The following is a 23,008-nucleotide window of genomic DNA, read 5'->3' as shown; positions in this document are numbered from 1 at the left end:
AACTGATCATCGGCGCCATGATGCGCAAGCTGGTGCATGTAGCATTCGGCGTACTCAGGTCGGGCAAAATATTTGATCCGACCTTGCACGCTGCTTGACGGGGATAACAGTATCTACGCGGCATCCGACGTTTGCTGCTTGCGTCATCCAACACCACCGCCACCCAGCTGCAATCAAACCGACGCCTGCTCCTGCGCCAGCAATTTACTCATCAACAATTCCGTCGCCCCATAGCCGTACAGGGAATCGCTTTCCATGCCCGGCGTGTCGAAGGGGATCGATTCCTCACGATTCAGCTTGGCAGGATCGGCGTCCGCATAACTGGCGCGCCAGGCGCGCTGCAAGGATTCGTTGCGGCGGATAAAGGCCGGCATGGGCCAGTCGTCACGGTTCCAGTGGGGACTGTCGCCCAGCAGCGGCCAGCGCTCGTTGAGCAGCGCCATGTCGCCCGTGCGCAGACGGCGCACGGCCTGTTCCGGCCGCAAGCCTTCCAGCTCTTCCAGCGTGGGCAAGCTGTCGCGTTTCGGCCCGAACATATACGCCAGCATGATGCGCCCGGCAGGCGCCCTGCGCGCCACCACGCCGACGGCATAACCGCCGCCCGGCAAGGGCACGGCAAACCAGCTGCCTTCTCGGTATGGTAATGATTTCATTTCTAAACGCCCCCTGGAATACACCGGACAGCCGCGGCTGTCCGACGTTAAATTTAATTAGGGGCACAGTCTACGCGAAGCAATACGAAAGTGGCGCATGGTACGCCACAACAACAAACCAATAGTTACAATATTTTCTCGTCATAGTGATACTGGGCAACAATCGGCCCCGCCTTGAACAGCGCTTCCTTCATGGCCGTGTCCAGGCGCGCATCGCGGCGGCGCATCCATTCGAGCAGCATGGCCGCTTCCTTGCGGCTCGTGTCGCCCGCATGCGCGAGCACGCGGCGCAGTTCCGGGTCCGTGCACGCTTCAAAACGCTGGCTGTTCAAGTCCAGCGCCTGCAGCGCGGCGATGGTGGCGCCGATGGCGCGGTGCATGTCGAGCGCGGTGGCCGGCAGGCCGGATTCTTCCAGTGGGACGGTGGTCATGCGCATTCCTTTTCGCGTGGTGGTGACATCGGCTGCATTCTCCACCGCGCGGGCGAAAAGCTCAAGCGTCCACGACACGTTTCCACCCGTTCGGCCATAATCATGGCTCAGCAACAGCCTAAACCCCAGCGGCAGGAGCCCCATGTTCAATTTCGACTTTTACAATCCGACGCAAATCCTCTTCGGCCAGGGCCAGATCGCCGCCATCACGGCGCTGATCCCGCCCCAGGCCAGAGTGCTTATGACGTATGGCGGCGGCAGCATCAAGCAGAACGGCGTCTACGATGAAGTCAAGGCGGCGCTGGCCGGGCATACGATGATCGAGTTTGCCGGCATCGAACCCAATCCCAGCTATGAAACCCTGATGCAGGCCGTGGCCCTCGTGAAAAGCGAGCGCATCGATTTCCTGCTGGCCGTCGGCGGTGGTTCCGTGGTCGATGGCACCAAGTTCATCGCCGCCGCCGCCCTGCACGAGGGCGAGGCGTGGGACATCCTGGCCAAGGGCGGCAAGATCGTCGAGGCCGCCCTGCCCTTCGGCACCGTATTGACTTTGCCGGCCACGGGGTCCGAAATGAATGGCTCGGCCGTGATCACGCGCAAGGCCACGCAGGAAAAACGCTCGTTCATGAGCCGCAAGGTGTACCCGAAATTCTCCGTGCTGGACCCGTCGAAAACGTTCACCTTGCCGCTGCGCCAGGTGGGCAATGGCGTCGTCGATGCGTTTGCGCATGTGATGGAACAATACCTGACCTACCCTGTGAACGCCTCCGTGCAGGACCGCTTCGCCGAAGGCATTTTATTGACCCTGATTGAGGAAGGCCCGAAGACCCTGTCGCATCCTGACGACTACGACGTGCGCGCCAACGTCATGTGGAGCGCCACGCTGGCCTTGAACGGTCTGATCGGCGTGGGCGTGCCGCAGGACTGGTCCACGCACGCCATCGGCCACGAATTGACGGCCTTGTACGAACTCGACCATGCGCAAACGCTGGCCATCATCCTGCCCAGCATGCTGCGCGTGCGCAAGCAAGCCAAGCGCGCCAAGCTGCTGCAGTACGCGGCCCGCGTCTGGGGCCTGGACGGCGGCGACGAAGATGGCCGCATCGAGGCGGCCATCGCGCGCACGGAATTCTTCTTCCGCCACATGGGCGTCAAGACGCGTCTGGCCGACTACGGCCTGAACCACGCCAGCGTGGACGCCGTCGTGTCCGCCCTGGAAGCGCACGGCATGACGGCGCTGGGCGAACAGCGTGAAATCACGCCCGCCATCAGCCGCAAGGTGCTGGAACTGAGTCTGTAGATTCGCACCACACTGTTGTAAAACGGTCAGCCGGGTGGGACAGCTGGCCGTGCTTCATGCTAAGCTGTCGTTTCGCTAGGGGTCCTGGAGCAGTCATCCGGGTGAGAGATACCCTTCGTACCTGATCTGGATAATGCCAGCGAAGGAAAGCGCAAAGTACCTCCCTCCTTTGATAGCTCCTGCGTTGGCGCCAGCCGAACAAGCAGCCTGCCGTGCTCTTTACAGAGACGGCTTGAACCACGAGCAATCTATGTCCACACCGAATTTATCCGTTTCTGTTTTGACCCTGGCGATCCTGCACGCGTTTGCCGCACCGGCCTTTGCCGCGAATGACGTCGCCGAAGCAGCCGACCCGCAGGCCCAGAGCATGGCCGAAGTCGTCGTCACGGCCAGCAAGGCGCCGGCCGCCAAGCGCGCCTCCGTGGGCGGCTTCAGCGACGCGCCGCTGCTGCAGACGCCGGCGTCCGTCACCGTCATTTCGCAGAAAGACATGCAAGACTTGCAGATCCGTAATCTCAGCGATGCCGTCAAGCTCGACGCCAGCATCAACGATGCCTACAACGCCGTCGGCTATGCGGAACAGTTTTCCATCCGTGGCTTCAAGCTCGACAACAATTCCAGCTACCGCAAGGATGGCGTAGCCATTCCCGGCGACACGCAAATTCCGCTGGAAAACAAGGAACGCATCGAAGTGCTGAAGGGCCTGGCCGGCTTGCAGGCAGGCGTGGCCGCACCGGGCGGCGTGATCGACTTCATCGTCAAGCGCCCCACCGCCGCGCCGCTGCGCACCGTCACCGTGGAAACGCGCGAGCGTGGCACCGTGTATGGCGCCGTCGACCTGGGCGGCCGCCTGGAAGACACGCGCTTCGGCTACCGGGTCAACGTGGCGGCCGAGCGCCTGCGCTCCTACATAAAGGGCGCGGATGGCAACCGCAAGTTCATTTCCGGCGCCTTCGACTGGCAAATCTCGCCGCAAGCGCTGCTGCAACTCGATGCCGACTACCAGGACAAGGCGCAGGCGACGGCGCCCGGCTTCCAGCTGCTGAATAACACGACCTTGCCGACCGGCATCAGCGCCGACGCCATGCTCAACCTGCAGCCGTGGACGCGCCCCGTGGAAACCGTCACCAGCAATATCGGCCTGCGCTTCCAGTACGCATTCAATGACGACTGGCGCGCCACCCTGTCGGCCAACCAGCACTCGTTCAAGCGCGACGACTACACGGCCTTCCCGTACGGCTGCAGTGCGCAAGACCTGTACCCTGGCTTCTGCGGCAATGGCGACTACGACGTGTATGACTACCGCAGCCTGGGCGAGACGAAAAAGCCGCTGAGCGCGCAAGCCATGATCCAGGGCAAGTTTGCCACCGGTACCCTGCGCCATGAATTCACGGCCGGCGTCTCGACCTTCCGCCGCAAGGACCGCGCGGGACTGTACGTGTATGACTGGGCTGGCGTGAGCAACATCTACCGCCCGCAGATCGTCGACATGTCGACCGGTGTGCAAGGCCCCGTGCGCCTGGTGCGCAAGGACACGGAAAACTCCGTCTTCGTGCAGGATATCGTCAGCCTGGCGCCGAACTGGAAGCTGCATGGCGGCTTGCGCCATATCGACGTCGACGGCTACCAGTATGTACTGAAGGCCGACAAGGAAATCCGCGCCAAGCACGACTTCCTGCTGCCCAACGTGTCGCTCGTCTACACCCCGCTCGACAATGTCTCCGTGTATGCGGCCTATTCGCAAGGCATGGAACATGGCGGCACGGCCGACCGCAAGGCGATGAATGCCAACGAAGAACTCACGCCCAGCCGCTCCAAGCAGATCGAGCTTGGCGCGAAGATGGATGTGACGCCGGACTTCATGGTCGCGGCCAGCCTGTTCCAGATCCGCAAGGGCCTGGAATTCCAGAATGCCGCAGGCTACTTCGTGCGCGAAGGCCAGGCACAGCACCGTGGACTGGAATTGTCGGCCCAGGGCAAGGCAACTTCCAACCTGAGCCTGGGCGCCTCCGTGACGGCCCTGAATAGCCAGCAGTCGGGCACGGGCAATGCCACCCTCGATGGCAAGCGCGTGCCCAACGTACCGGCCTTCAAGGCAGCCGTGCATGCCGACTACGCCGTACAACAGGTAGCGGGCTTGAGCGTCAATGGCAGTTGGGAGTTTGCTAGCAAGAAAGCGTTTGAGTACAACAACACGACCTTCGTGCCGTCGTACAACGTGTTCAACCTGGGCGCCGCCTGGGTCACGCGCATCGCCGGCACGCGCGCCGTGCTGCGCGCCAGCGTCAACAACGTGGCAGACAAGTTCTACTGGCGCGACGTGACGCCGGAGTCCGACGGCTATCTGTATCCGGGCGCCAGCCGCACGTTCAAAGTGTCGGCGCAGTTTGATTTTTAATTGAGGGAAATGGCAGGCGCTGCAGCTAGCGCCTGCTGCAGCAAAGGCGCCGCCTGTTCCAGGCGTGCCTCCAGGCTGTCGTGCAGCACGTGGTACACAATGCCGCGCGCGTCGAGCTCGTCGAGCAGGTAGCGGTAGATCAGCTGGCGCACGGCTTCGGACTCGCGCTGCAAGCCGTCGGCCACCCACGGGCTGTCGGGTGCCGTCACCAACGTCAAATCGTACTGCGTGGCATCGGCCAGCGCCGCCAGCTGTGCATCGGCGCCATCGAAATAATGGCGACTGTAGACGACCGTCATCAACGGCGTCGTGTCGCAAAACAGGAAGTTGCGCGCTTGCGCGGCGGCTGCCGCCTCGCGTTCGACTTGAGTGCGCGCAATGCCGAACTGGTCGGCCGAGACGGGCACCCTGCCCTGCGTCTCGACAAATTCACGTAAATACTCGGGCACCCAGACGGTGCCGTAGCGCTCGGCAAGGGCGGCCGCCAGGGTCGACTTGCCCGACGATTCCGCACCCAGGATGGCCACGCGCACGCAGTTGCCCATCACTTGAGAACCATCGCATCGGGCGCGGCCGGCGCCGACTTTCTCCACGCCAGCAAGCCGATGATGGCCATCACGACGAAGAACGCATACAGCACGGCCGTCAGGGTCAGGCCCTTGTGCAGGTACAGCCACACGTACAGCACGTCGACGATGATCCAGGCGATCCAGTTTTCCAGCTTCTTGCGCGACAGCAGGAATTGTCCCACGAGGCTGCCTGCCGTGAGGAAACCGTCCGCATGGGGCACGTCCGTATCCGTCGTCGTCAGCAGCCAGGCGATCAGCAGGAAGCCGACCAGCCAGCCCGCGCCGCAAGCCAGCCAGCCGCGGCCATCGAGGCGCGTGACGGGCAGGGTCTTGCCGCCGCTGGCCGGATGCAGCCACTGGTACCAGCCCCAGAACGAGACGCTGATGAACAGCAGTTGCAAAGCCATGTCGCCATACAGGCGCGACTCGAAAAACACGAAACCGTAGGCGGCCGAGGAAATGATGGCGAACAGCCACGCCCAGTGATTCTGGCGGATGTTCAGCGCAACGGTTGTCAGTGCCAGGACAAAGGAAATCAGTTCAAGCGGCGTGGTGGCAAAACCCAGCAGGAGAAGCGTATCGTTCATGGGAATCGTGATGAGGCTGGTGGTGCAGTATGCAATACCGGCCATGAATAAGCAAGATTGCCCGCACCGCCGCAGCCCTTCCCTGCTCAGGCAAAGCCTCCCTTGACGGCGCGCGCCAGCGTACGCCGCACGACCAGCTTGTGAAATGGCCGGATCAGCAGGATGTAGCTACGCCCTATCCAGTTATGGCAATGCACGACGGTGGAAAAGGTGATGCTGCCATGCAGCCCCGCGTCCCGGTTGCGCAGCACGGACAAACGGAAGTCCAGGTGGCTGTCGTCCTCGCCCACGATGATTTCATCATCGCTGACAGCGTAGATGCGAAAGATGCCGATGCGTCCATCAGGCTTGGCCGCCAGCTGTTTCGCCGTCTTGATGCCGAAGGGCGTGACAATAATGTCGCGCACCGCCAGCAGCCACTGCGCCCAGCGCGGCTGGCTGCACAGCACCACGCGCGCCAGGGCCTGCATATCCATCTGCCGCACGCCAGCGCTGGGCAGGCCGACGGCATACGCATCAGCCAGGTTGCTGCCCTGGTACAAGGGGGCGATGCTGGCGCCGGGCGGCATGGCCACGGCGCGTACCACGTTGCTCATCTCTTGCATGTGCTCTCCATGTGTTCAGTGATAACATGGCCATCATACACGACAATGTGAACAGCGATAACATAGAATGACGATAACGACTACCTATCATCACGGCAACCTGCGCGACACCCTGGTCGCCGCCACCATCGCGCAACTGGCGCAGCAGCATGACGCCACCCTCTCGCTGCGCGAACTGGCGCGCACGGTGGGCGTATCGATCGCCGCCGTGTACCGCCACTTCCCCAGCAAGGAAGCCTTGCTGGCCGAGGTGGCGGCGGCCGGTTTTGCCAGCCTGATCGCCAAATGGGAGGCGGAACTGCCGCCGCAGGGCAGCCTGCCCTCCGAACAGCGTTTTCAGCTGCTGGGCCAGCAATACATCGAATTCGCCTTGGCTTCGCCGGCCCACTACCGGCTGATGTTCGAGCACCAGGACGTGCGCCAGTTCCCCGCCCTGCTGGAAGCGGCGCAAGCGTGCTTCCAGTACGTGCTGCAAACAGCCGGCGCCGCCGTGCGCGAAGCGGGTCTCGATCCGCGTTGGGACAAGGCCGCCGCCAGCGCCGGCTGGTCGCTGGGCCACGGCTACGTGATGCTGCTGCTGAGCGGCCGGCTGGCCATGGCGGACGGTGGCGACGATTTGTCGCCAGCCATGGTGCCGCGCTTTTTCCAGCTGCCGGTAGAGGCCTTCCGGCAGGCGCGTCAGCAAGCGGGAGAACAGCCGTGATGACCATCGCCAGATGCGCCCGCTGATCATGCAGGATGCCATGGACTCATCCACTGTCCCGGGCACCGAGGGCTATGCAGACAATGCAGGAGGGCTCATCGCACGATATGAAAGCGTTGCCTTCCTGGATAAATACCGCCCCGTTGCCCATCTCTTGCCGACGCGATCAGGCATCGTGCTCGACATCGGCGCCGGGACCGGCGGCGACGCGGCGTGGCTGGCAAGCCTGGGGCACACGGTGATCGCGCTTGAGCCCGTTGCCGCCTTCCGCGCAGCGGGCATGCAGGCACATGCCCTGGCCAACCTTGAATGGATCAACGATAGCCTGCCCGCCCTGTCCACGATAGGCGCGCGCCACACCAGGTATGACCTGATTGTCGTCGCTGCCGTCTGGATGCATCTGGCAGCGGAAGAAAGGATGGAGGCGATGGGCAATATCAGCGCATTGCTCAAGCCCGGCGCAGTACTCGTCATTTCCCTGAGGCATGGCCCGGCCCCGGAAGGCCGTCGCATCTTTGACGTATCCGCCGGTGAAACGGCAGACCTGGCGATGCGGCATGGGCTCAAGGTCATGCTGAGCACGCAGACGCCATCCGTCCAGCCGCAAAATCGCCAGGCGGGGGTGAGCTGGTCCTGGCTTGTCCTTGAGAAATGATTCAAGCCGAACAGCGTGCGCCAGGACGCTGAGAGGCACGCATTCAGCCGAGACCAGCCATTATTTTTGAAACGCCATCAATTTATGCACAATATATCGACAGACACCCTCTCAGTGATCGCCAGGCAATGCATTGCCGTGACGTGCCTGCAGCGCTTTTGCCTGCGCTTCGACATTCACCATCCGGCGCTGTCCGCGTTCGCCGGCCACATATGGAAAGTAACGCAGGTCGCGCCTGGGGATTTTGCGGCCTGGGAAAACGGCTTTGCTTCCCTGGCTGTGACGGGCATGGGCGATCCCTGGCCGGACGACATCCGCATGGCAGTACCCGGGCACCTGTTCGGCACGCTGGAGCAGCTTGTTCAGCATGTGCTGGAAACGAGCGCCTGTACCTGGCATGGCGACGACCTTCCGGCAAGCCGGCGCCAGCTGGAAGCCGTGCTTGACATCTGTGTCCGACATGATGTGGCTGTACCGCGGCTGGCGCACTATGCGCAGCACGATGCGGCGCTGCGCGGCGGCTGGGGGCCGACGCTCACGAACGAAGAAGTCAGGGCCTGGAAAGCCCTGATATAGTAGTCAGCCCCTCATGCATGGCTGGTCAATGCCGCCAGCCGCACCTGGTCGAGCAGCCGCTCCTCTTCATCCGTATCGGCATCGATTTGCGTGACCACGGTCCAGAATGGCGCGCAGGTCCTGATCTGCTCGAAAGCATGGCTCGTTTCAAGCCGCACCATGGTTTTCCTCAGGCTGTGCAGATAGCCTTCCTCGATGGCATCGAGCAAGTCGTCATCGGCAGCGTCGATCAGCTCGATCAGCGCGCCTTCTATCGTTGCATGCTCCTCTTCCCATAGTTGGCCAATTTCCGGCACATCGACTTCCATGCACTCGTTCGACCAGTCCGGCGGGTAGTCACCACGCGCCCGGTTGTCGGGATCGGTGTCAAAGCTCAGCGAAAGGGACGGGAACGAGACGGCGTTGAAGGCAAACGCTGAAAATGCCTGGTCCTTGAATGGGGATGCGCCCAGCACTGCCAGCGACGCGCTGGCCAGCTTGAACCAGGTTTCTTCAATAGCGTATGCCGCTTCAAACGTTTGCCAGTCAGGCAGCGAATCGGGAGTCAGGGGCATGGCGGGCCTGTCGAAAAAGAATAGCGGTGGATAGTGCGAGGAATTATACGTGGCACAGCCAATGCGGCAGGCGCGGCCGCGCGCGAAGCGGGCCTCCCCCCCGCTGGGACAAGGCCACCGCCAGCGCCGGCTGGTCACCGAGCCGCGGCTACGTGATGCTGCTGAGCGGCCGCCTGGCCATAACGGAGAGCGGCGGCGACCTGTCGCCAGCCATGATGCTGCGCTTTTTTCAGTGGCCGGTGGAAGCGTTGACGCCAGCACAGCTGTCCTGAGTCCTAGACATATTCGTTGTGAGAGATATCGGGAACGTTAAGCGTTAGCCGAGATCGGCAATGGACGCATCCATCAAATGCCACGTCACGTCGTCATCTGGCAAATCGAGCAGCCAGTCGCGGCGCGGTCGCGGGAACGGCGCGCCCTGGCTCAGCCACGCCTGGCGCCAGTACTGGTTGACGATGGTCTGCAGCGGATGGTCGGCCGCCACCCACGGTTGCCAGACGCCGCTGACCGGACAAGCCTGGTCGCAAGCGCAGCTCAACCATGGCTCGGGCCGCGCCACCTCGCGCAGCAAGCCGCGCGCCGCGCGCGGCTCCACTGTCCCATGGTTGTGCCGTATCGTCAGGCACTGCTCCCATGTCACGGGGCCGTAACGACTCTTTCCAGCAGCATCCAGCACGCTGAAATGGCGGAACTCTTCGCCTTCACCGAACAGCCAGGCCAGTTCCGTCAAACCCTGCCCTTGGGCGGGTTGCCAATACGCGGAAAATGGCGCGGTCGGCGCGTCGCTGTGCAAGCCGGTGGGCTGCAGCGCATAGTCGGCGGCCAGGAAATACGGCTTTTGTAACAGCGAGGCGGCGCCTGGCTTCGGGATGGCTGGCGGCGGACGCACACCCATGGCGGCGTCGAGCAGGCTCTTTCGTTGACCATCCCACGGCGGCAGATCGGCCGGTGGCAATGGCAGAATTTTATCGAGGTTGGGAAAGCGGCGATTGGGGTTAAAGCCGAGCGCACGATTAAGTACCGCATAACGTTCGCCGCGAGCTTTGTCCACGTATGGCGCCAGCATATCGGCAAGATCAAAAGGAGAACCAAATTCAATTGCCAATGCGCTCGCACATTCTGCGCAGCCAAACTTGACTCCCTCATGCAATACATTTAGAGCACGCTGTTTGGTTGCAGGAGTTCGATCGCCAATCTCATCGCCATTTGCAGCTCTTGGTATTGCATACAAATAGTGCAGGTTAAACGCAGCAGGCCCATATCCTTGAGAAAGCGCACACGCCATCATTTTTATCGCTACAGGAATATTAGCCCAATATCCAGGAATAGCACCGTCTGTTCCCGCTCTTAATTTTTCTCCTAAAAATGCCATCGCCTGAGGATTTCCCATGACAGCCGCCTTTTGCCAGAAGGCATAAGCCCGGGTGGTATCGCCTGTCACACCCGTACTGTTCGCATAATACGTTCCCATCCGGTCGTAGGCCGCCGGTATGCCCAGCCGCATCGCCTTTTCCACCAGTTGCACCGCTTCTTCCTCACCATTTAAAGGATCGCGTCCTTCCACATACAGGCTGGCCAGATTGAGCATCGCCTTCCAGTGCAATCGCTGCGCTGCTTGACGCGTCAAATCGACAATTTTTGTGTAATCGCGGTCTTCCACGAAAATTTCAGGATCTTCCAAGGCGCGTGCTTCGAGAAACCAGTCCTCGGCTTGCGCATCGATGGGCGGCACCTTGTTCGATTCGATTTCACAAATGAAATCAGGGACATGCGGATTGAAGAGGGGCAGGCTTTGGTTGCGTGGCAAGACTTCTTCTTTGTCGTTTGGCATTTTACAGGCGAATAAAGGGATATACAGGAGAACTACCAATACGGAACATGGCAGACGAATCAATATATTTTGATACTGTTTCATGCTCACCCCAGACGTATAGTAGAACTTCGGCTATCTTCTAATGGCAACAAAAAACCAATCATTTTTTTTAATTTTGCTCCGCCTTGTTTTGCCAGCTTTTTCGTTCGATTGGCCTTCATTAAGTTTCCCCACTTTTCAAAAGCATCCACAATCTCCCCCTTCGTCCCTCCCCCGCCATCGACCAATCCCCCGCTATGCATGTGCCACACGCGCTTGCGCAAATCGCGGGCCACGCGGCGGTCGATGGTGGCGATATTGATCTCGCTGTCGACGGCCATGCTGCGCTGGTTCAGGTTGGCGCTGCCCAAGGTCATGAACACGTCGTCGACCAGCATCAATTTGGAATGGATGTAGATTTCACGGTAGCGCCAGCGGTCGTTATCGAACGCGCTGACATTGAGCATGGCCACCGAGACCTTCAGCCCGAATTCGCTTTCTAGCGTCATCGCGCCGGGTTTGTTGATGCCGTTGGAATGCCGCACCACGTCGGGCAACTTGACTTCCGCCTCGGTGGAAATGCCGAATCCTGCCCTGACACGCCGGGTTTTTGGTCGCTTGTTGTAGTCGTCGATCATGATGTTTTGCCCCGTCATGCCAGCGTGCTGCCCCAGCGCCGCCAGCGTGTCGTGGGTGCGCGGCACCATCTGCGCGCGTTCCGGCACCGGAATGACGATGAACACGTGCATGACCGGCATGTCTTCAAGACTCTTGCCCGCCTTGACACTGCCGGCCTTCCAGGCGGCGACCACCTTCTTGCGCTCGGCCAGCAAATGCCGCGCCCAATCTTCATACTGGAAATACTGGTTTTCCACATACAGGTAGCCGGCCGCCAGGCTGGCCTGGGTCACGGCGCGAAAGTAGGTTTCCTTGATGGTTTTGTCCTGCTCCTCGGGCTGCGTCAGGACGATCTGCACGGTGGAGTCGTCCGGCCCGGCCTCGCGCAACAGCCGCGCCGGCGGGCTGCCGCGTGGCAACTCCCGGCTCACGCTGGCAGTGGCGGCCGCATGCGTGCGGTCGCCGGCCGCGCGATCCCATGCCTTCACGAAATTGTTGTACAGCGCGATCAATGCCTTGCCGCCGTCGATGCGGCAGGCGTAATCCTGATACGGTTTCAGCGTGGCGAACCCGCCGTCCGCGGCCATTCCCTGCAAGCACTCGCGCCGCTCGTTGACGCCGCCCTGTTCGCGGCGCGTATCGTCGAGCAGATGGGCCGTCGTGTCCCAATAATCGGTCACAGAGTTCAGGCCCATCACGTAACCGACGGCCTTGGCCCCCTCTTCGTAATCGAAATCGATCAGGACAGGCTTCTGGTGGTGCGTGCCCAGGTATTGCATGCCGGGCTTTTCGATTTCCCCCATCGTCAAGCCGCGCGGCTGGTTTATTTCGGTCGAGATACTCTTGCTGATCGCATCACTGTCGCCGTGCCGCAAGCGAATCTCCAAGCCGCCAAACACGCCCTTGAACGCGGCCGCATACCAGCTGTGACAATATTCTTCCCGCGCCATCATCGGGATATCCTCGGGCCGGACGTACTCGCCCCAATAACCGTTGCCCGCAACCGGTTTCTTTTTTTTGACCGCATCCTGCAACATCGCCAGGCTGGCTTTGGCGCTGATGTCGTCGGCGCGCTGTCCATCGGTTTTCCATGGCGAGGTGCCGTGCGAATGGCCCGGCATATTGTGCACCATCGGCGAACCGATCCGGTCATGCCAGATCAGCAGGCGCACCCTGACGTGACGCCGTGCGGCGGCGATCAGCAAGTCGCCAAAAGTTTCGCCACGCGGCCAGGTCGCGCCGTTGCCGCGCACCACTTCCATACCCGGGTCGAAGCCCCAGCAGCACAGGTCGACCGAATGTTTAGCCTTGGCGATCTCCGCGGCGATGTCGGCAAACGCTTCCTGTCCGCAAATGAACAGCGCCAACTTGTTGTTGTGCGTAATTGGATGAGTGGCCTTGCCCTTCAGGTTGCGATTTTCCAGCAGCCACTGGAGCGAACTCGTCGCGCTGCGGCCGACTTCGTCGATATGGGTCGTTTCGATGCGGCCGCTCGATTCCGGCATGGCGCTCTCCAGTCAGTGTCGTGCATCATTGAACCCAGCGGCCATCGGCGGTGTCGTCGAACGCGCGCAAACCGCGGTTCGACAGCTTCTGTTCGCCATCCGCCGCCGCGTTCGGGGCGAAGCGTGCGCTGGCCTGCAATGAAAACTCTTCACCATTGCCAAGGACGACACGGTAGCGCGGCGTGCCGTCCTGATGCGCGATCAGGATGCGGCCGAATTCGTCGGTCAAGCCGCGTTCGACTTCGGCGTCTCCCCTGTACAGCGTGTACGGCACGTGCGCGTATTGACCACCATGCGCATGGGCCTGGATCGTATGCTGCAATTGCCCCGCTACCGGCGCGATGGGCGGTTCCAGCTCCGGTTGCGGCCGGTTCTTGGGCGCCAGCGTTTCCAGGTTTCCATGGAACAGCGTCGGCGACGCGGTAAAAAACTGCACCTTGTCGCTAATTTCAAGCATGCAATTGGCGCCATGCAGGCGCACGCCTTTGCGGCCGCGAATATCCACCCAGTCGGTCTGGCTGATCAACTCCAGAACCTTGTTGGCGACGATATCGACGGTATCGGTTTGCGCCGCGATCTGCACCGGGCCAGCTGCGGCGATCAGTTTCATGCCAGCCTTGTGGACGAACAGGCGGAACGCTGCACCGATGCTGGCGAACAGGCCGCCGCCGGCTGCCAGCGACAGGTCGCACCCGGTCGTCAGCGCGGTGTGCTCGGCGCTGGCGATGTGCGTCGATTGCGCGGTCGTCGTTTCGATACCGGCCGGACTGGCCAGCACCAGATGCGGCTTTGATAATTCGGGAAATGCGTTTTCGCCATTGCCGCCACCGCCCTTGACCCCGGCATGCTGGGCTTTCAGCACATCGGCGGCGGCGCCCTGCTGGGCGGCGCTTTCTTGCGCACCGTAATGCTGCGCCAAGGCGGCAAGCGCCTTGTGCCGCTCGGCAGCCTCGGCCAACCGGCGCAAGGTTTCATCCATGCTCTTGATATGCGAGCCGGCACCGGGGCGCGCTTCGGTGGTCAGCAACATGCCGCGGCCGGCGCGCGCCACGCCCCAGGCGTCTGACGCCAGTTCCCAGCCCTCGCCACGCGCATCCTTGCGCCCGTTGGCGTCTTCGATGCGGCTGATGCAGCCGAGCGACAATTGGCTGTGCTGATGATCGCTTTTCAGTTGCGCCTGGATGCGCTGGTGCGTGTCGTCGAGCACCAACTGGTTACCGCGCACGCCGTAGCCGCCGCCAGGCATCAACTCGGCGCTGCGCCAGCCCCCAAGCATGCGTTGCCCCGGCAAATTCCACGGCGGCGCATGCTTGCCGTTGTATACCGCGCCGACAATGACGGGACGGTCGATATTGCCGTCGAGAAACTGGATCAGCACTTCCTGGCCGATGCGCGGCAACGCGATCTGGCCGAACGCCTGGCCCGCCCATGGCGTCATGACCCTGATCCATGGCGAACTGCCCGCGTCGAACTTGCCCAGCCGGTCCCAGTGGAATTGCACCTTCACCCGGCCCAGACCGTCGGTATGGATGGTTTCACCTGCCGGCCCGGTGACAATCGCCGTCTGCACGCCGGGCAACGCGCAAGGCGTGCTGTTGAACTGTCGCCCCGGATACCAGCGGACGCTCTTGCGGATGCAGTTAAAACGGTTTTCATAATGCGACTTCGCACCCGTGCCTGCCTGGTAATTGTTGCTGGCGATATGATCGACCGACAGGATCAGGTATTCGCGCGAGCCGATGTCCGGGCGCGCCGGTTCACCTCTGGCCGGCATGGATTGCTTGCCGCTGAAGTGTCCGCCCAGCGTGAAACTGCGCCCGGCCTGGACGCAGCGGTGATTGCCGCCCGCGTCGAAATATTGCGCCCGGCAGTTATGCTCTTCCAGGCGGCGTTGCGCCAGCGCTTCGCCGTCGCCCATGTCGGCATAGCCATAGCCGGTGTCCTGATACAGTTCATGGGCAAACACGTCGCCCTGCTGGTGCAGCGCATGGCCGCTGGCGCGGCTGGCATACGGCTGCTTGTAGTTGAAGCTGGCCAGCGTGAGCGAGCCGGAAGCGATATTCCGTATTGCCTGCCAATCGCGAATGCCGTCGCGCTCCAGCGAGCCCGCGTCGCCGCGAAACACCATCTCGTCGGCTTCGCTGGCATGGCCGTCGCCTGGGTCGATGCTGTCGCTCAGCCAGGTATTGTCGCCCAAACAGAGCGTATGACCGTCGGCGCGATGTTCATACCAGTAATGGATACCCTGGTCTTCCCAGCGCCGGTGCAGATGGTTGTAATCGGTTTCATTATGCTGGTTGGCGCAGCTTAGTATCGCTTTTTCCTCATGCAGCCGGTTTTGCCAGTCGCGCTGCAAATAGTGATCGAAGGTCGTTTCGCTGATGTCGATGACCGTGCGTTCGTGGAACGAGACGTTGTCCATGCGCAGCCTGGAAAACGCCAGCCAGGGTTGCAGCACCATCTGGTAGAACGCGAAACCACCATCGCTGCGCAACAAGCGAAATTCGCCGACATAACCATTAAAATAGCGCAAGCTGCCGTCATCGCGCACCATCGAAATCGTGACCATCCGGCCCATCATCGCCGTCAGGGGGACGTAGAGATTGTCGGACAGCAGTTCGACGTCGAAGCGGAAGTCGCGTGACATTTCCTCGTGTGCCCGCAAGCTGTTGACCAGCAGCGCGGTATCGGGCGGACCATCGTTGCGCGGAAAATCCATGCGCAGCAAGCGGCTGTCCTGGACTCGCCAGCTCGCTCCGAAAAGGCGCGCCAGATCGGCTGCCAGCTCGCCATCATCCATTTTTCCTCCTTCGGATAGTTCCCCTAGCCCATGCTAACCATCGTGAACGCTGGCATATTGATGGAACTCAAACTAGTTGCCCATACGCAAAAAAGCCGCATCGGCCCTGCGGCGGATGCGGCTTTCATTTCAACCAAGAAAGATTATTTCTTGGCGGCTTTCGAATACTTGATGCTCATTTCCTGCAGCAGGTTATCCGCATGGTCCACTTCCTTCATCACCCACAGCATGTAGCGGATGTCGAGGTGGATGGCGCGCGTGATGGCCGTGTCGAAGTACCAGTCCTTGGTGATCGATTCATACGTCGAGTCGAAGTTCAGCCCGATCAGCTCACCGCGCTTGTTCATCACGGCCGAGCCGGAATTGCCGCCCGTGGTGTCGGCGCTGGTGAGGAAGTTGACGGGAACCGTGCCCAATACCGGATCGCGGAACTGGCCGTAGCGTTTTTGCTTGACGGCATCGATCAGCGCTTGCGGTGCTTCGAACGGGGCCTTGCCAGTGACTTTCTCGACGATGCCTTCCACGGTCGTGAACGGTCCCTTGGACAGCCCATCGCGCGGCGAGTATGGCGACACGGTGCCGTACGTTACGCGCAGGGTCGAGTTGGCGTCAGGATAGACAGGTTTGCCTTGCGACTTCTTCCATGCGATCACGGCTTGCATATATTGCGGAATCACGCGCTCGAGGTTGCCGTCGATTTCCTTGCGGCGCTCTTCCAGCGCCGCCTCGACCGGCTGCAACTTGATGGCCAGCGCCATGAAGGCGTCATCGGACTGGGCAACGGCGGCCTGGTCCTTTTCCAGCCAGGCCAGGCGCTTGGCTGTGTCAGCCAGTTGCGTCTGCTGGTACAGGGCCGCCACGGCGCTTGGCGCCGGCAGCAGCGCATCCAGGCCTTGCGGATGGCTCTTCGCCGCCAGTTGCGCGTAACGCTTCAGGCCAGCTTCAAAACGCGCCTGGTCGACCTTGTTGACGTACGATTGCTCCAGGCGGGCCAGACGGGCCTTGATGAAGGCCAGGTCGCGCTGCTGGTAGCCCGATTCGCGCTCGGCGTCCGCTTTCTGGCGCTCCAGCGACAAGCGGTAGATGGTGCGCGCGCTTTTCAGCAAGTCGCTGTTGGTGGCAACACTCCAGGCGAACTCTTCTTCGCTCAAGGCCATGTCGCTGGCGATCGCCGCGTCCAGTTCGGCCAGCAGGGTCGGCGACACGTTCGGCTGTTTCGCGTACCAGGCGCGGAACTCGGCATCCTGCACATCCTTGATGGCGGCGATGTCCTTGCGCGCGAAACCGTCGAGCAAGCCCTGGGTTTTCTTCAGCACGTTGTTGATGCTTTTCACCACGCTCGCATAGCGCACGGCAGCGGCCGCGTCGCCATTCGTCGCCTCGGCCATCACGGCCAGGTCGGCTTGCAGTTCCGATACTTTCAGGGGGAAAGCCGTGTCGCGTGCAAAACGGATTTCCGCCGGCAGCTTGTAGCGGCTGGTGCGGCCGGGGTAGCCCGCCAGCAAGATGCCGTCACCAGCTTTCAAGCCTTCGGCCGAGACCACCAGGAAATCCTTCGATTTATACGGCACGTTGTCGGGCGACGGGTCGGCCGGGCGGCCATCCTTGCCCACGTAGGCGCGCAGGAACGAATAGTCGCCCGTGTGGCGCGGCCATTCGTAGTTGTCGATGTCGCCGCCGAAGTTGCCGATCTTGTCCGATGGCGCGTAGACCAAGCGCACGTCGCGTATCATCATCTGGCGGATGCGGTAGTACTCGAGGCCGCGGTGGAAGGCAGGCACGGAGCAGCGGTACATCTTGTCCGTTTCGCATTCGGCGATCAGGTCCTTGACGCGCTTTTCCACGGCTTCGTGGCGCGCGCGGCCGCTCATGTCGGCCGTCAAGCCTTTCAGCACGCGGTCGCTGACGTTCTCCACCTTGTCCGTCACATACACGAGGCTGTTCGGACCGCCCGGCAGCTCTGCGGCGCGCGTCTTGGCCAGGAAGCCGTCGGTGATGTAATTGTGTTCCGGCGTGGAATTGCGCTGCACGGCACCGTACGCGCAGTGGTGGTTCGTCACCACCAGGCCGGCGTCGGAGACGAAAGCGGCCGAGCAGCCGCCGAGCGACACGATGGCGCTCATCGGGTGCTTGCTCAGGTCGGCCAGTTTTTCTGCAGGAATTTCGATGCCGACCCGTTTCAGTTCGGCTTTCAGCTGTGGCAGTTGATGTGGTTGCCACTGCCCTTCGTCGGCGTGTGCGCCAGCGAACGCGCCCAACAAGGCGACTGGTACAACGATTGTTTTGAACAAGATATGCCCCTCCATAAATAGCAGGCGAAAGTATAGCCTGTCCAGGGGGCATGAGTCGGCAAAAATTAACCCCTTGCAATTTCCGTATCAGGCGGCCGGCCGCCCCGCTCCCTGCAGGGGTATCTGCAGGGCCAGTCGGCAACCGACGCCCGATGCCGGCAAGCCCACATAAAAGTGGCCGCCCAGCGCCGTCACCCGCTCGGCGATGCCGATCAGGCCAAAACACTGTTTCTTGCGTTGTTGCTGCGGCGTGATGCCGATGCCGTTGTCGCTGATGGCCACGTACACGGCGCAGGCATCCGAACTGAACTCGATCTCGACCTGGCTGGCCTGGGCATGGCGCATGACGTTGCTCAGCGCTTCTTGCACGATGCGGAACAGCACGATCTCGGCCTGGCTGCCGATGGTGGAAAACAGCGCCTCGTCGCGTATCAGCAAACGGCAAGCGACGCCGCTGCGCTTGCGGAAGTCGCCCACCTGCCATTCGATGGCGGCCTGCAAGCCCAGGTCCAGCGCCATCGGACGCAGCTCGTTGATGATGCCGCGCACGCTCCTGATGGTGGTGTCGACGTTGCTGAGCACGGCGCCGACGCGGCGGTGCAGGCGCGGATGGGAGCCTTCGGTGCGCGCGCTGAGCATGGAGATATCGATGCGCAGCGCCAGCAGGTTTTGCCCCAGTTCATCGTGGATATCGCGCGAAATGCGCTTGCGCTCGTCTTCCTTGGCCGTTTCCAGGTGCAGCGCCAGCTGGCGCAACTGCGCGTGCGACTGGCGCAGGGCGCCATCCATCAGCTTGCGTTCGGTAATGTCCGTGTGCGCCACCACCACGCGCAGCGGCCCTTCGCCGAGAAAACGGCTGACCCTGGCCTGCGACCAGCGGGGGCCTGAGCGCGTGATAAATTCATACTCGAGCGCAAACGTGTCGGCACGGCCGGCAATGACGGAGCGGATGCCGGCGGCCAGCTCGCGTCCGGAACTGCGCTGCCAGCGCGGATCCGTGTCGCAAAACTCCAGGTACTGCAGCGGTTTTTGCATCTGCCCGACAAAATCGAGGCACGCCTGGTTGGCATGCACGACGCTGCCCGTCTGGTCCAGCACCAGCACCCGGTCCGTCAGCGAATCGATGGTGGCATGAAAGAAACGCTCGGCATCGCGCAAGGCCTCCTGCGCCCGCTCACGCTGCTGCACTTCCAGCTGCAGATGCTGGTTGGCGTGCAGCAATTCGGCCGTGCGGTCGATGACCCGCTGGTCCAGCTCGCGGTGCAGTTCGCGCAAATCCGCCTCGGCCAGCTTGCGCTCGGTGATATCGGAAAACACGCCGACAAAATGGCTGATGCTGCCGCCCCCCGTGCGCATGGGCGTGATCGACAGCGATTCGACGAAGCGCTCGCCATTCTTGCGCCGGTTCACCAGTTCGCCATACCAGCTGCCATCCCGGTGCAGGCTGCGCCACATGGCTTCATAGAAATGGGGCAAATGCGTGCCGCCGCCGAGGAAGGACGGATCGCGCCCGATGGCTTCCTCGGCCTGGTAGCCGGTGATGGTGGTGAAGGCGGGGTTGACGGAAATGATGCGGTTGTCGCTGTCCGTCACCAGCACGCCCTCGCGGATGCTGTCGAGGATGACGAAGGCGCGCCGCAAGGCCGATTCGCGCGCGTGCTCGTCACCCAGGTCCGTCACGAGCATGCGCGCCGTGTCGCTGGCCGCGTCAAAATTGGCTTCGATGCGCACCATGCCGCCCGCCGAGCCGCCGAACAGCTGGGCTTCGAGCACTTGCCGCGCGCCGCTCGTGAAGACGGCGTCGAGGAAGCGGCGGAAGCTGCCCTGCGCCTGGGGCGCGACGAATTGCTCGAAACGCCGCCCCAGCAGCTGGTTCTTGTCGCGCTGCAGCAAGCCGCAGGCCGCCACGTTGACACGCGTGACGACGCCCTCGGGCGCCAGCGAGAAATAACTGACGGGCGCCTGTTCATACAGCTGCGCATAACGGTCGCGGCTGCTTTCATATTCATTCTTCAGCTGTTCCAGCTCGGCCAGGGCCGCGTTCTGCATTTCCAGCTCGATCTGGCTGACCTGCAACTCATGCAGCTGGCGCATCACGTCTTCACTCGACTGCGGCGCGGGCTGGCGCTGCTGCGCCGCCAATTGCTCGGCCTGCTCTCGCAATCTGGCCGGCGCGCTCTCCTCGTCGAATGGCTCGTTCATGACACGTTCTCGCCGCTATTGCCGGCCGCCGCGGCGCCGGACTGGATCTGGCGCAACTGGGCTTCCAGCAGTTTCGATTCCGTGATGTTGATGAAGGTCACCACCACGCCATCGATCACGTTTTCGATCGTGCGGTAGGGCATGATGCGCACGTTGCGCCCCGTCTTGGTTTCCACTTGCCGCTCGCAAAACACGAGGCTGCGGATCACTTCCAGCGCATCGTCTTCCAGGCCCGGATAGTCAAGGTCGTTGACGATGTCGCTGAGCGGACGGCGCAAGTCCGTCTGGATCAATTTGTAGATTTGCGTGGCCGGCGCCGTGAAGCGGCGGATGCGCAGCTCGCTGTCGAGGAAAATGGTGGCGATATCGGTGCTGTTGAGCAAGTTTTTCATGTCGCTGTTGACCAGCGACAAGTCGTCGACCTTCGATTGCAGCTCGGCATTGACCGTGTACAGCTCCTCGTTGAGCGACTGCATCTCTTCCTTCGAGGTGGTCAGCTCCTCGTTCGTCGATTGCAGCTCTTCATTGGTCGACTGCAATTCCTCGTTGGCCGACTTGAGTTCTTCGCGCGAGGTCTGCATCTCGTCGCGCACGGCCTGGACTTCATTGCGCGCCTGCGCCAGCTGCTGCTCCAGCTCCAGCACCTTCGGATTCGGCGAGCGGCCGCGGCGCACCTCGGTCACCAGCGGCGCACTGGAGAACGTCACGAAGACCATGCCGCGCAGGGACTCGGGCTGGCTCAGCGCTTCGGCGCTCAGATCCACGCCCAGGGATTGGCCCAGGTGGTCCTTGACCACCAGCCCCTTCAGGCGCACCACGCTTTCACTTTGCAGGGCTTGCTTGATCAGGCTCGCCAGCTCGTAGCGCAAGCCTTCGCGCGCCATGGCGTGGATATTCCAGTTGGCCTTGCCGGCCGCCGGTTCCAGGAAGGCGCCCGTGCGGCCGTTGATGTACAGGATGTCGCCATCCTGGTTCAGCAGCGCGGCGGCAGGCGAATATTTCTGGAGCAATAATTGCTCGACATGGGATTGAATCTTTCCAGTCATGCTCACTTCTCTCGTGTCGCTAGGTGTAGGGGGGGATGCCAACGATACCTTGGTGGGGAAATACGTGGGCAGGCGCTGGGGCGCCAGGTTGTCGAGGCGGCGATACAGCCGGGTCGACGTGGTCAGGGGCGAAAACAGGTCGTAAAAATGGCCGGGCGTGTCGGCGCTGCCCAGCAGCAAAATGCCGTCACGGTTCAGCGCGTAATGAAACAAGGGTATCAAACGCTGCTGCAGCTTGGCATTGAGATAAATCAACAGATTGCGGCAGCACAGGATGTCGAGCTTGGTGAACGGCGGGTCTGAAATGATGTTTTGCTGGGCAAAGATGATCGTGTTGCGGATCTCTTTCTTCACGTGGTAGCCGTTCTTGTCATTGACAAAGAAACGCGCCAGCCGTTCGGCGGACACGTCGCTGATGATGCTGTGCGGAAAATGACCCTGCCGCGCGCGGTCAATGGCGTCGGCCGACAGGTCGGTGGCAAAGATCTGCAGGCTGTATTTCGACGGCGGATTGATGCTGGCCACCACTTCATGAAAGACCATGGCCAGCGAATACGCTTCCTCGCCCGTGGAGCAGGCGGGCACCCAGGCCTTGAAGGCACGCCCGTCCGGATGGGCCGCCAGCATTTGCGGAAACACCACCATCTTCAGGTATTCCCACACCTTGGGGTCGCGGAAGAAGTTCGTCACGCCGATCAGCAATTCCTTGAACAGCAAGTCGATTTCGGCGGGATTGGCGCGCAAGTACGGCACATATTCTTCCATCGACGTCATTTGATACAAGCTCATGCGCCGCTCGATGCGCCGCAGCACCGTATTGATCTTGTAATCGGTAAAACTGTTGCCGGTGTGCTCGGACAGCAAGGCAACAATTTCCTGCAGGGAATTGCGCCCGTTCGGCTCATGCCCGGGCAGGCTGAGAAAACTGCTGCGGAACAGATAGGTGATGATCTTGTCCGGCATCTTGTCGGGAAAATCGACCACGTCGACCACTTCGGCTGCCACCGCGCTTTGCGGCATCATGTCGAACTTGGCCGTATCGGGATGCTGGGCCAGGGTCAGGCCGCCGGCCTGCTTGATCGCCTGCAGGCCGCGCGTGCCGTCGCTGCCCATGCCGGAAAACACCACGCCGACGGCCAGTTCGCCCAGTTCGCTGGCGAGACTCTCGAAAAAGGTATTGATGGGCAGGCGGTGGCCGCGCAGCTGCACCGGCTCGCTGAGCACGAAACGCCCTTTCGACAGGCCCAGGTCGGCATTCGACGGTATCACATAGATGTGATTGGGCCGCAATTCCGCCTGATGCGTGATTTCCGTGACAGGAATGCTGGTGGCGCGCTGCAGCAGTTCCGGCAGCATGGCCTTTTGCGTGGGATCGAGATGCTGGATCACCACATAGGCAATCCCGCTTTCCTGCGGCACGTTGGCCAGGAAAGCGACGATGGGATCAAGCCCGCCGGCAGAAGCGCCGATGGCCACCACCGGGAAAACGATGGCGGCCACTTCGGGAACGGAAGTATTGCTGTGTTTACTGCATGTCATCGTCTGCAAGATAGCAGCCACGGCCAAAGCATCAGGCTGAAAATTAATAATCTTGGATTCTAGCACTCAAGATGCGCAGGAAAACGCGAATTTGGCGCAGGGGTTTTGCCTGCGCCAGGCAGCC

17 protein-coding genes and 1 riboswitch are annotated in these 23,008 nt (G+C 61.7%); of the genes, 5 read left to right on the top strand and 12 right to left on the bottom strand.

All coding sequences use genetic code 11. The features are described 5' to 3' along the window. Positions 1 to 173: 173 nt before the first annotated feature. Positions 174 to 653: an Imm26 family immunity protein gene (locus tag ACQ4WO_RS06220; protein ID WP_436480620.1), complete on the bottom strand. Its 480-nt coding sequence runs from the start codon at positions 651 to 653 to the stop codon at positions 174 to 176. A gap of 125 nt (positions 654 to 778) precedes the next feature. Further along, on the bottom strand, positions 779 to 1,084 hold the full coding sequence (locus ACQ4WO_RS06215; protein WP_034750230.1) for a ferritin family protein: 306 nt from the start codon (positions 1,082 to 1,084) through the stop codon (positions 779 to 781). 142 nt (positions 1,085 to 1,226) lie between these two features. Between ACQ4WO_RS06215 and ACQ4WO_RS06210 the strand changes: the two genes are divergently transcribed. Beyond that, positions 1,227 to 2,384, top strand: a complete 1,158-nt coding sequence (locus tag ACQ4WO_RS06210) for an iron-containing alcohol dehydrogenase (RefSeq protein ID WP_436480619.1) — start codon at positions 1,227 to 1,229, stop codon at positions 2,382 to 2,384. A 67-nt stretch (positions 2,385 to 2,451) separates the two neighbouring features. Further along, a riboswitch (TPP riboswitch) is annotated at positions 2,452 to 2,549 on the top strand. An 85-nt stretch (positions 2,550 to 2,634) separates the two neighbouring features. After that, positions 2,635 to 4,782 carry a TonB-dependent siderophore receptor gene (locus tag ACQ4WO_RS06205; protein ID WP_436480618.1) on the top strand — a complete coding sequence of 716 codons (2,148 nt, stop codon included), beginning with the start codon at positions 2,635 to 2,637 and terminating at the stop codon, positions 4,780 to 4,782. Here ACQ4WO_RS06205 and ACQ4WO_RS06200 read toward each other — a convergent pair. The 3 genes from ACQ4WO_RS06200 to ACQ4WO_RS06190 all read right to left on the bottom strand — a co-directional run bounded on the left by ACQ4WO_RS06200 (position 4,779) and on the right by ACQ4WO_RS06190 (position 6,543). Further along, positions 4,779 to 5,327 carry an ATP/GTP-binding protein gene (locus ACQ4WO_RS06200; RefSeq protein ID WP_436480647.1) on the bottom strand — a complete coding sequence of 183 codons (549 nt, stop codon included), beginning with the start codon at positions 5,325 to 5,327 and terminating at the stop codon, positions 4,779 to 4,781. The genes ACQ4WO_RS06205 and ACQ4WO_RS06200 overlap by 4 nt on opposite strands. Then, complete coding sequence (gene pnuC / locus ACQ4WO_RS06195) at positions 5,327 to 5,938, bottom strand: nicotinamide riboside transporter PnuC (RefSeq protein ID WP_219327366.1); 612 nt, start codon at positions 5,936 to 5,938, stop codon at positions 5,327 to 5,329. The genes ACQ4WO_RS06200 and pnuC overlap by 1 nt, the downstream gene beginning before the upstream one ends. Before the next feature lie 86 nt (positions 5,939 to 6,024). After that, the gene (locus ACQ4WO_RS06190) at positions 6,025 to 6,543 is read right to left on the bottom strand and encodes a DUF2867 domain-containing protein (RefSeq protein ID WP_034749875.1); all 519 of its coding nucleotides are present in this window, start codon (positions 6,541 to 6,543) and stop codon (positions 6,025 to 6,027) included. Positions 6,544 to 6,610: 67 nt separating this feature from the next. Between ACQ4WO_RS06190 and ACQ4WO_RS06185 the strand changes: the two genes are divergently transcribed. The 3 genes from ACQ4WO_RS06185 (at position 6,611) to ACQ4WO_RS06175 (ending at position 8,477) form a co-directional block, all read left to right on the top strand. Further along, complete coding sequence (locus ACQ4WO_RS06185) at positions 6,611 to 7,246, top strand: TetR/AcrR family transcriptional regulator (RefSeq protein WP_436480617.1); 636 nt, start codon at positions 6,611 to 6,613, stop codon at positions 7,244 to 7,246. A gap of 13 nt (positions 7,247 to 7,259) precedes the next feature. Continuing rightward, positions 7,260 to 7,901 carry a class I SAM-dependent methyltransferase gene (locus ACQ4WO_RS06180; protein ID WP_436480616.1) on the top strand — a complete coding sequence of 214 codons (642 nt, stop codon included), beginning with the start codon at positions 7,260 to 7,262 and terminating at the stop codon, positions 7,899 to 7,901. 66 nt (positions 7,902 to 7,967) lie between these two features. After that, complete coding sequence (locus ACQ4WO_RS06175) at positions 7,968 to 8,477, top strand: hypothetical protein (protein WP_436480615.1); 510 nt, start codon at positions 7,968 to 7,970, stop codon at positions 8,475 to 8,477. Positions 8,478 to 8,488: 11 nt separating this feature from the next. Here ACQ4WO_RS06175 and ACQ4WO_RS06170 read toward each other — a convergent pair whose 3' ends face one another. The 7 genes from ACQ4WO_RS06170 to ACQ4WO_RS06140 all read right to left on the bottom strand — a co-directional run bounded on the left by ACQ4WO_RS06170 (position 8,489) and on the right by ACQ4WO_RS06140 (position 22,884). Further along, a complete protein-coding gene (locus tag ACQ4WO_RS06170; RefSeq protein WP_436480614.1) occupies positions 8,489 to 9,031 on the bottom strand; it encodes a hypothetical protein in 543 nt (180 codons plus the stop codon). A 316-nt stretch (positions 9,032 to 9,347) separates the two neighbouring features. After that, on the bottom strand, positions 9,348 to 10,946 hold the full coding sequence (locus tag ACQ4WO_RS06165) for a tetratricopeptide repeat protein (protein ID WP_436480613.1): 1,599 nt from the start codon (positions 10,944 to 10,946) through the stop codon (positions 9,348 to 9,350). A 2-nt stretch (positions 10,947 to 10,948) separates the two neighbouring features. After that, positions 10,949 to 13,006, bottom strand: a complete 2,058-nt coding sequence (locus ACQ4WO_RS06160) for a phospholipase D-like domain-containing protein (RefSeq protein WP_436480612.1) — start codon at positions 13,004 to 13,006, stop codon at positions 10,949 to 10,951. A 25-nt stretch (positions 13,007 to 13,031) separates the two neighbouring features. Continuing rightward, positions 13,032 to 15,806 (bottom strand): type VI secretion system Vgr family protein, encoded by a 2,775-nt coding sequence (locus ACQ4WO_RS06155; protein ID WP_436480611.1) that lies wholly within the window; start codon positions 15,804 to 15,806, stop codon positions 13,032 to 13,034. A gap of 143 nt (positions 15,807 to 15,949) precedes the next feature. After that, a complete protein-coding gene (locus ACQ4WO_RS06150) occupies positions 15,950 to 18,097 on the bottom strand; it encodes a S46 family peptidase (protein ID WP_436480610.1) in 2,148 nt (715 codons plus the stop codon). 87 nt (positions 18,098 to 18,184) lie between these two features. Next, on the bottom strand, positions 18,185 to 20,299 hold the full coding sequence (locus ACQ4WO_RS06145) for a PAS domain-containing sensor histidine kinase (RefSeq protein ID WP_436480609.1): 2,115 nt from the start codon (positions 20,297 to 20,299) through the stop codon (positions 18,185 to 18,187). Beyond that, positions 20,296 to 22,884 carry a chemotaxis protein CheB gene (locus tag ACQ4WO_RS06140; RefSeq protein ID WP_436480608.1) on the bottom strand — a complete coding sequence of 863 codons (2,589 nt, stop codon included), beginning with the start codon at positions 22,882 to 22,884 and terminating at the stop codon, positions 20,296 to 20,298. The genes ACQ4WO_RS06145 and ACQ4WO_RS06140 overlap by 4 nt, the downstream gene beginning before the upstream one ends. Between the last annotated feature and the right edge of the window lie 124 nt (positions 22,885 to 23,008).

The organism is Janthinobacterium aestuarii, assembly GCF_051380835.1.
Classification (GTDB): Bacteria; Pseudomonadota; Gammaproteobacteria; order Burkholderiales; family Burkholderiaceae_D; genus Janthinobacterium; species Janthinobacterium aestuarii.
The sequence above is the reverse complement of the archived record's forward strand: the minus strand, read 5'-3'. Positions and strand labels throughout refer to the sequence as shown.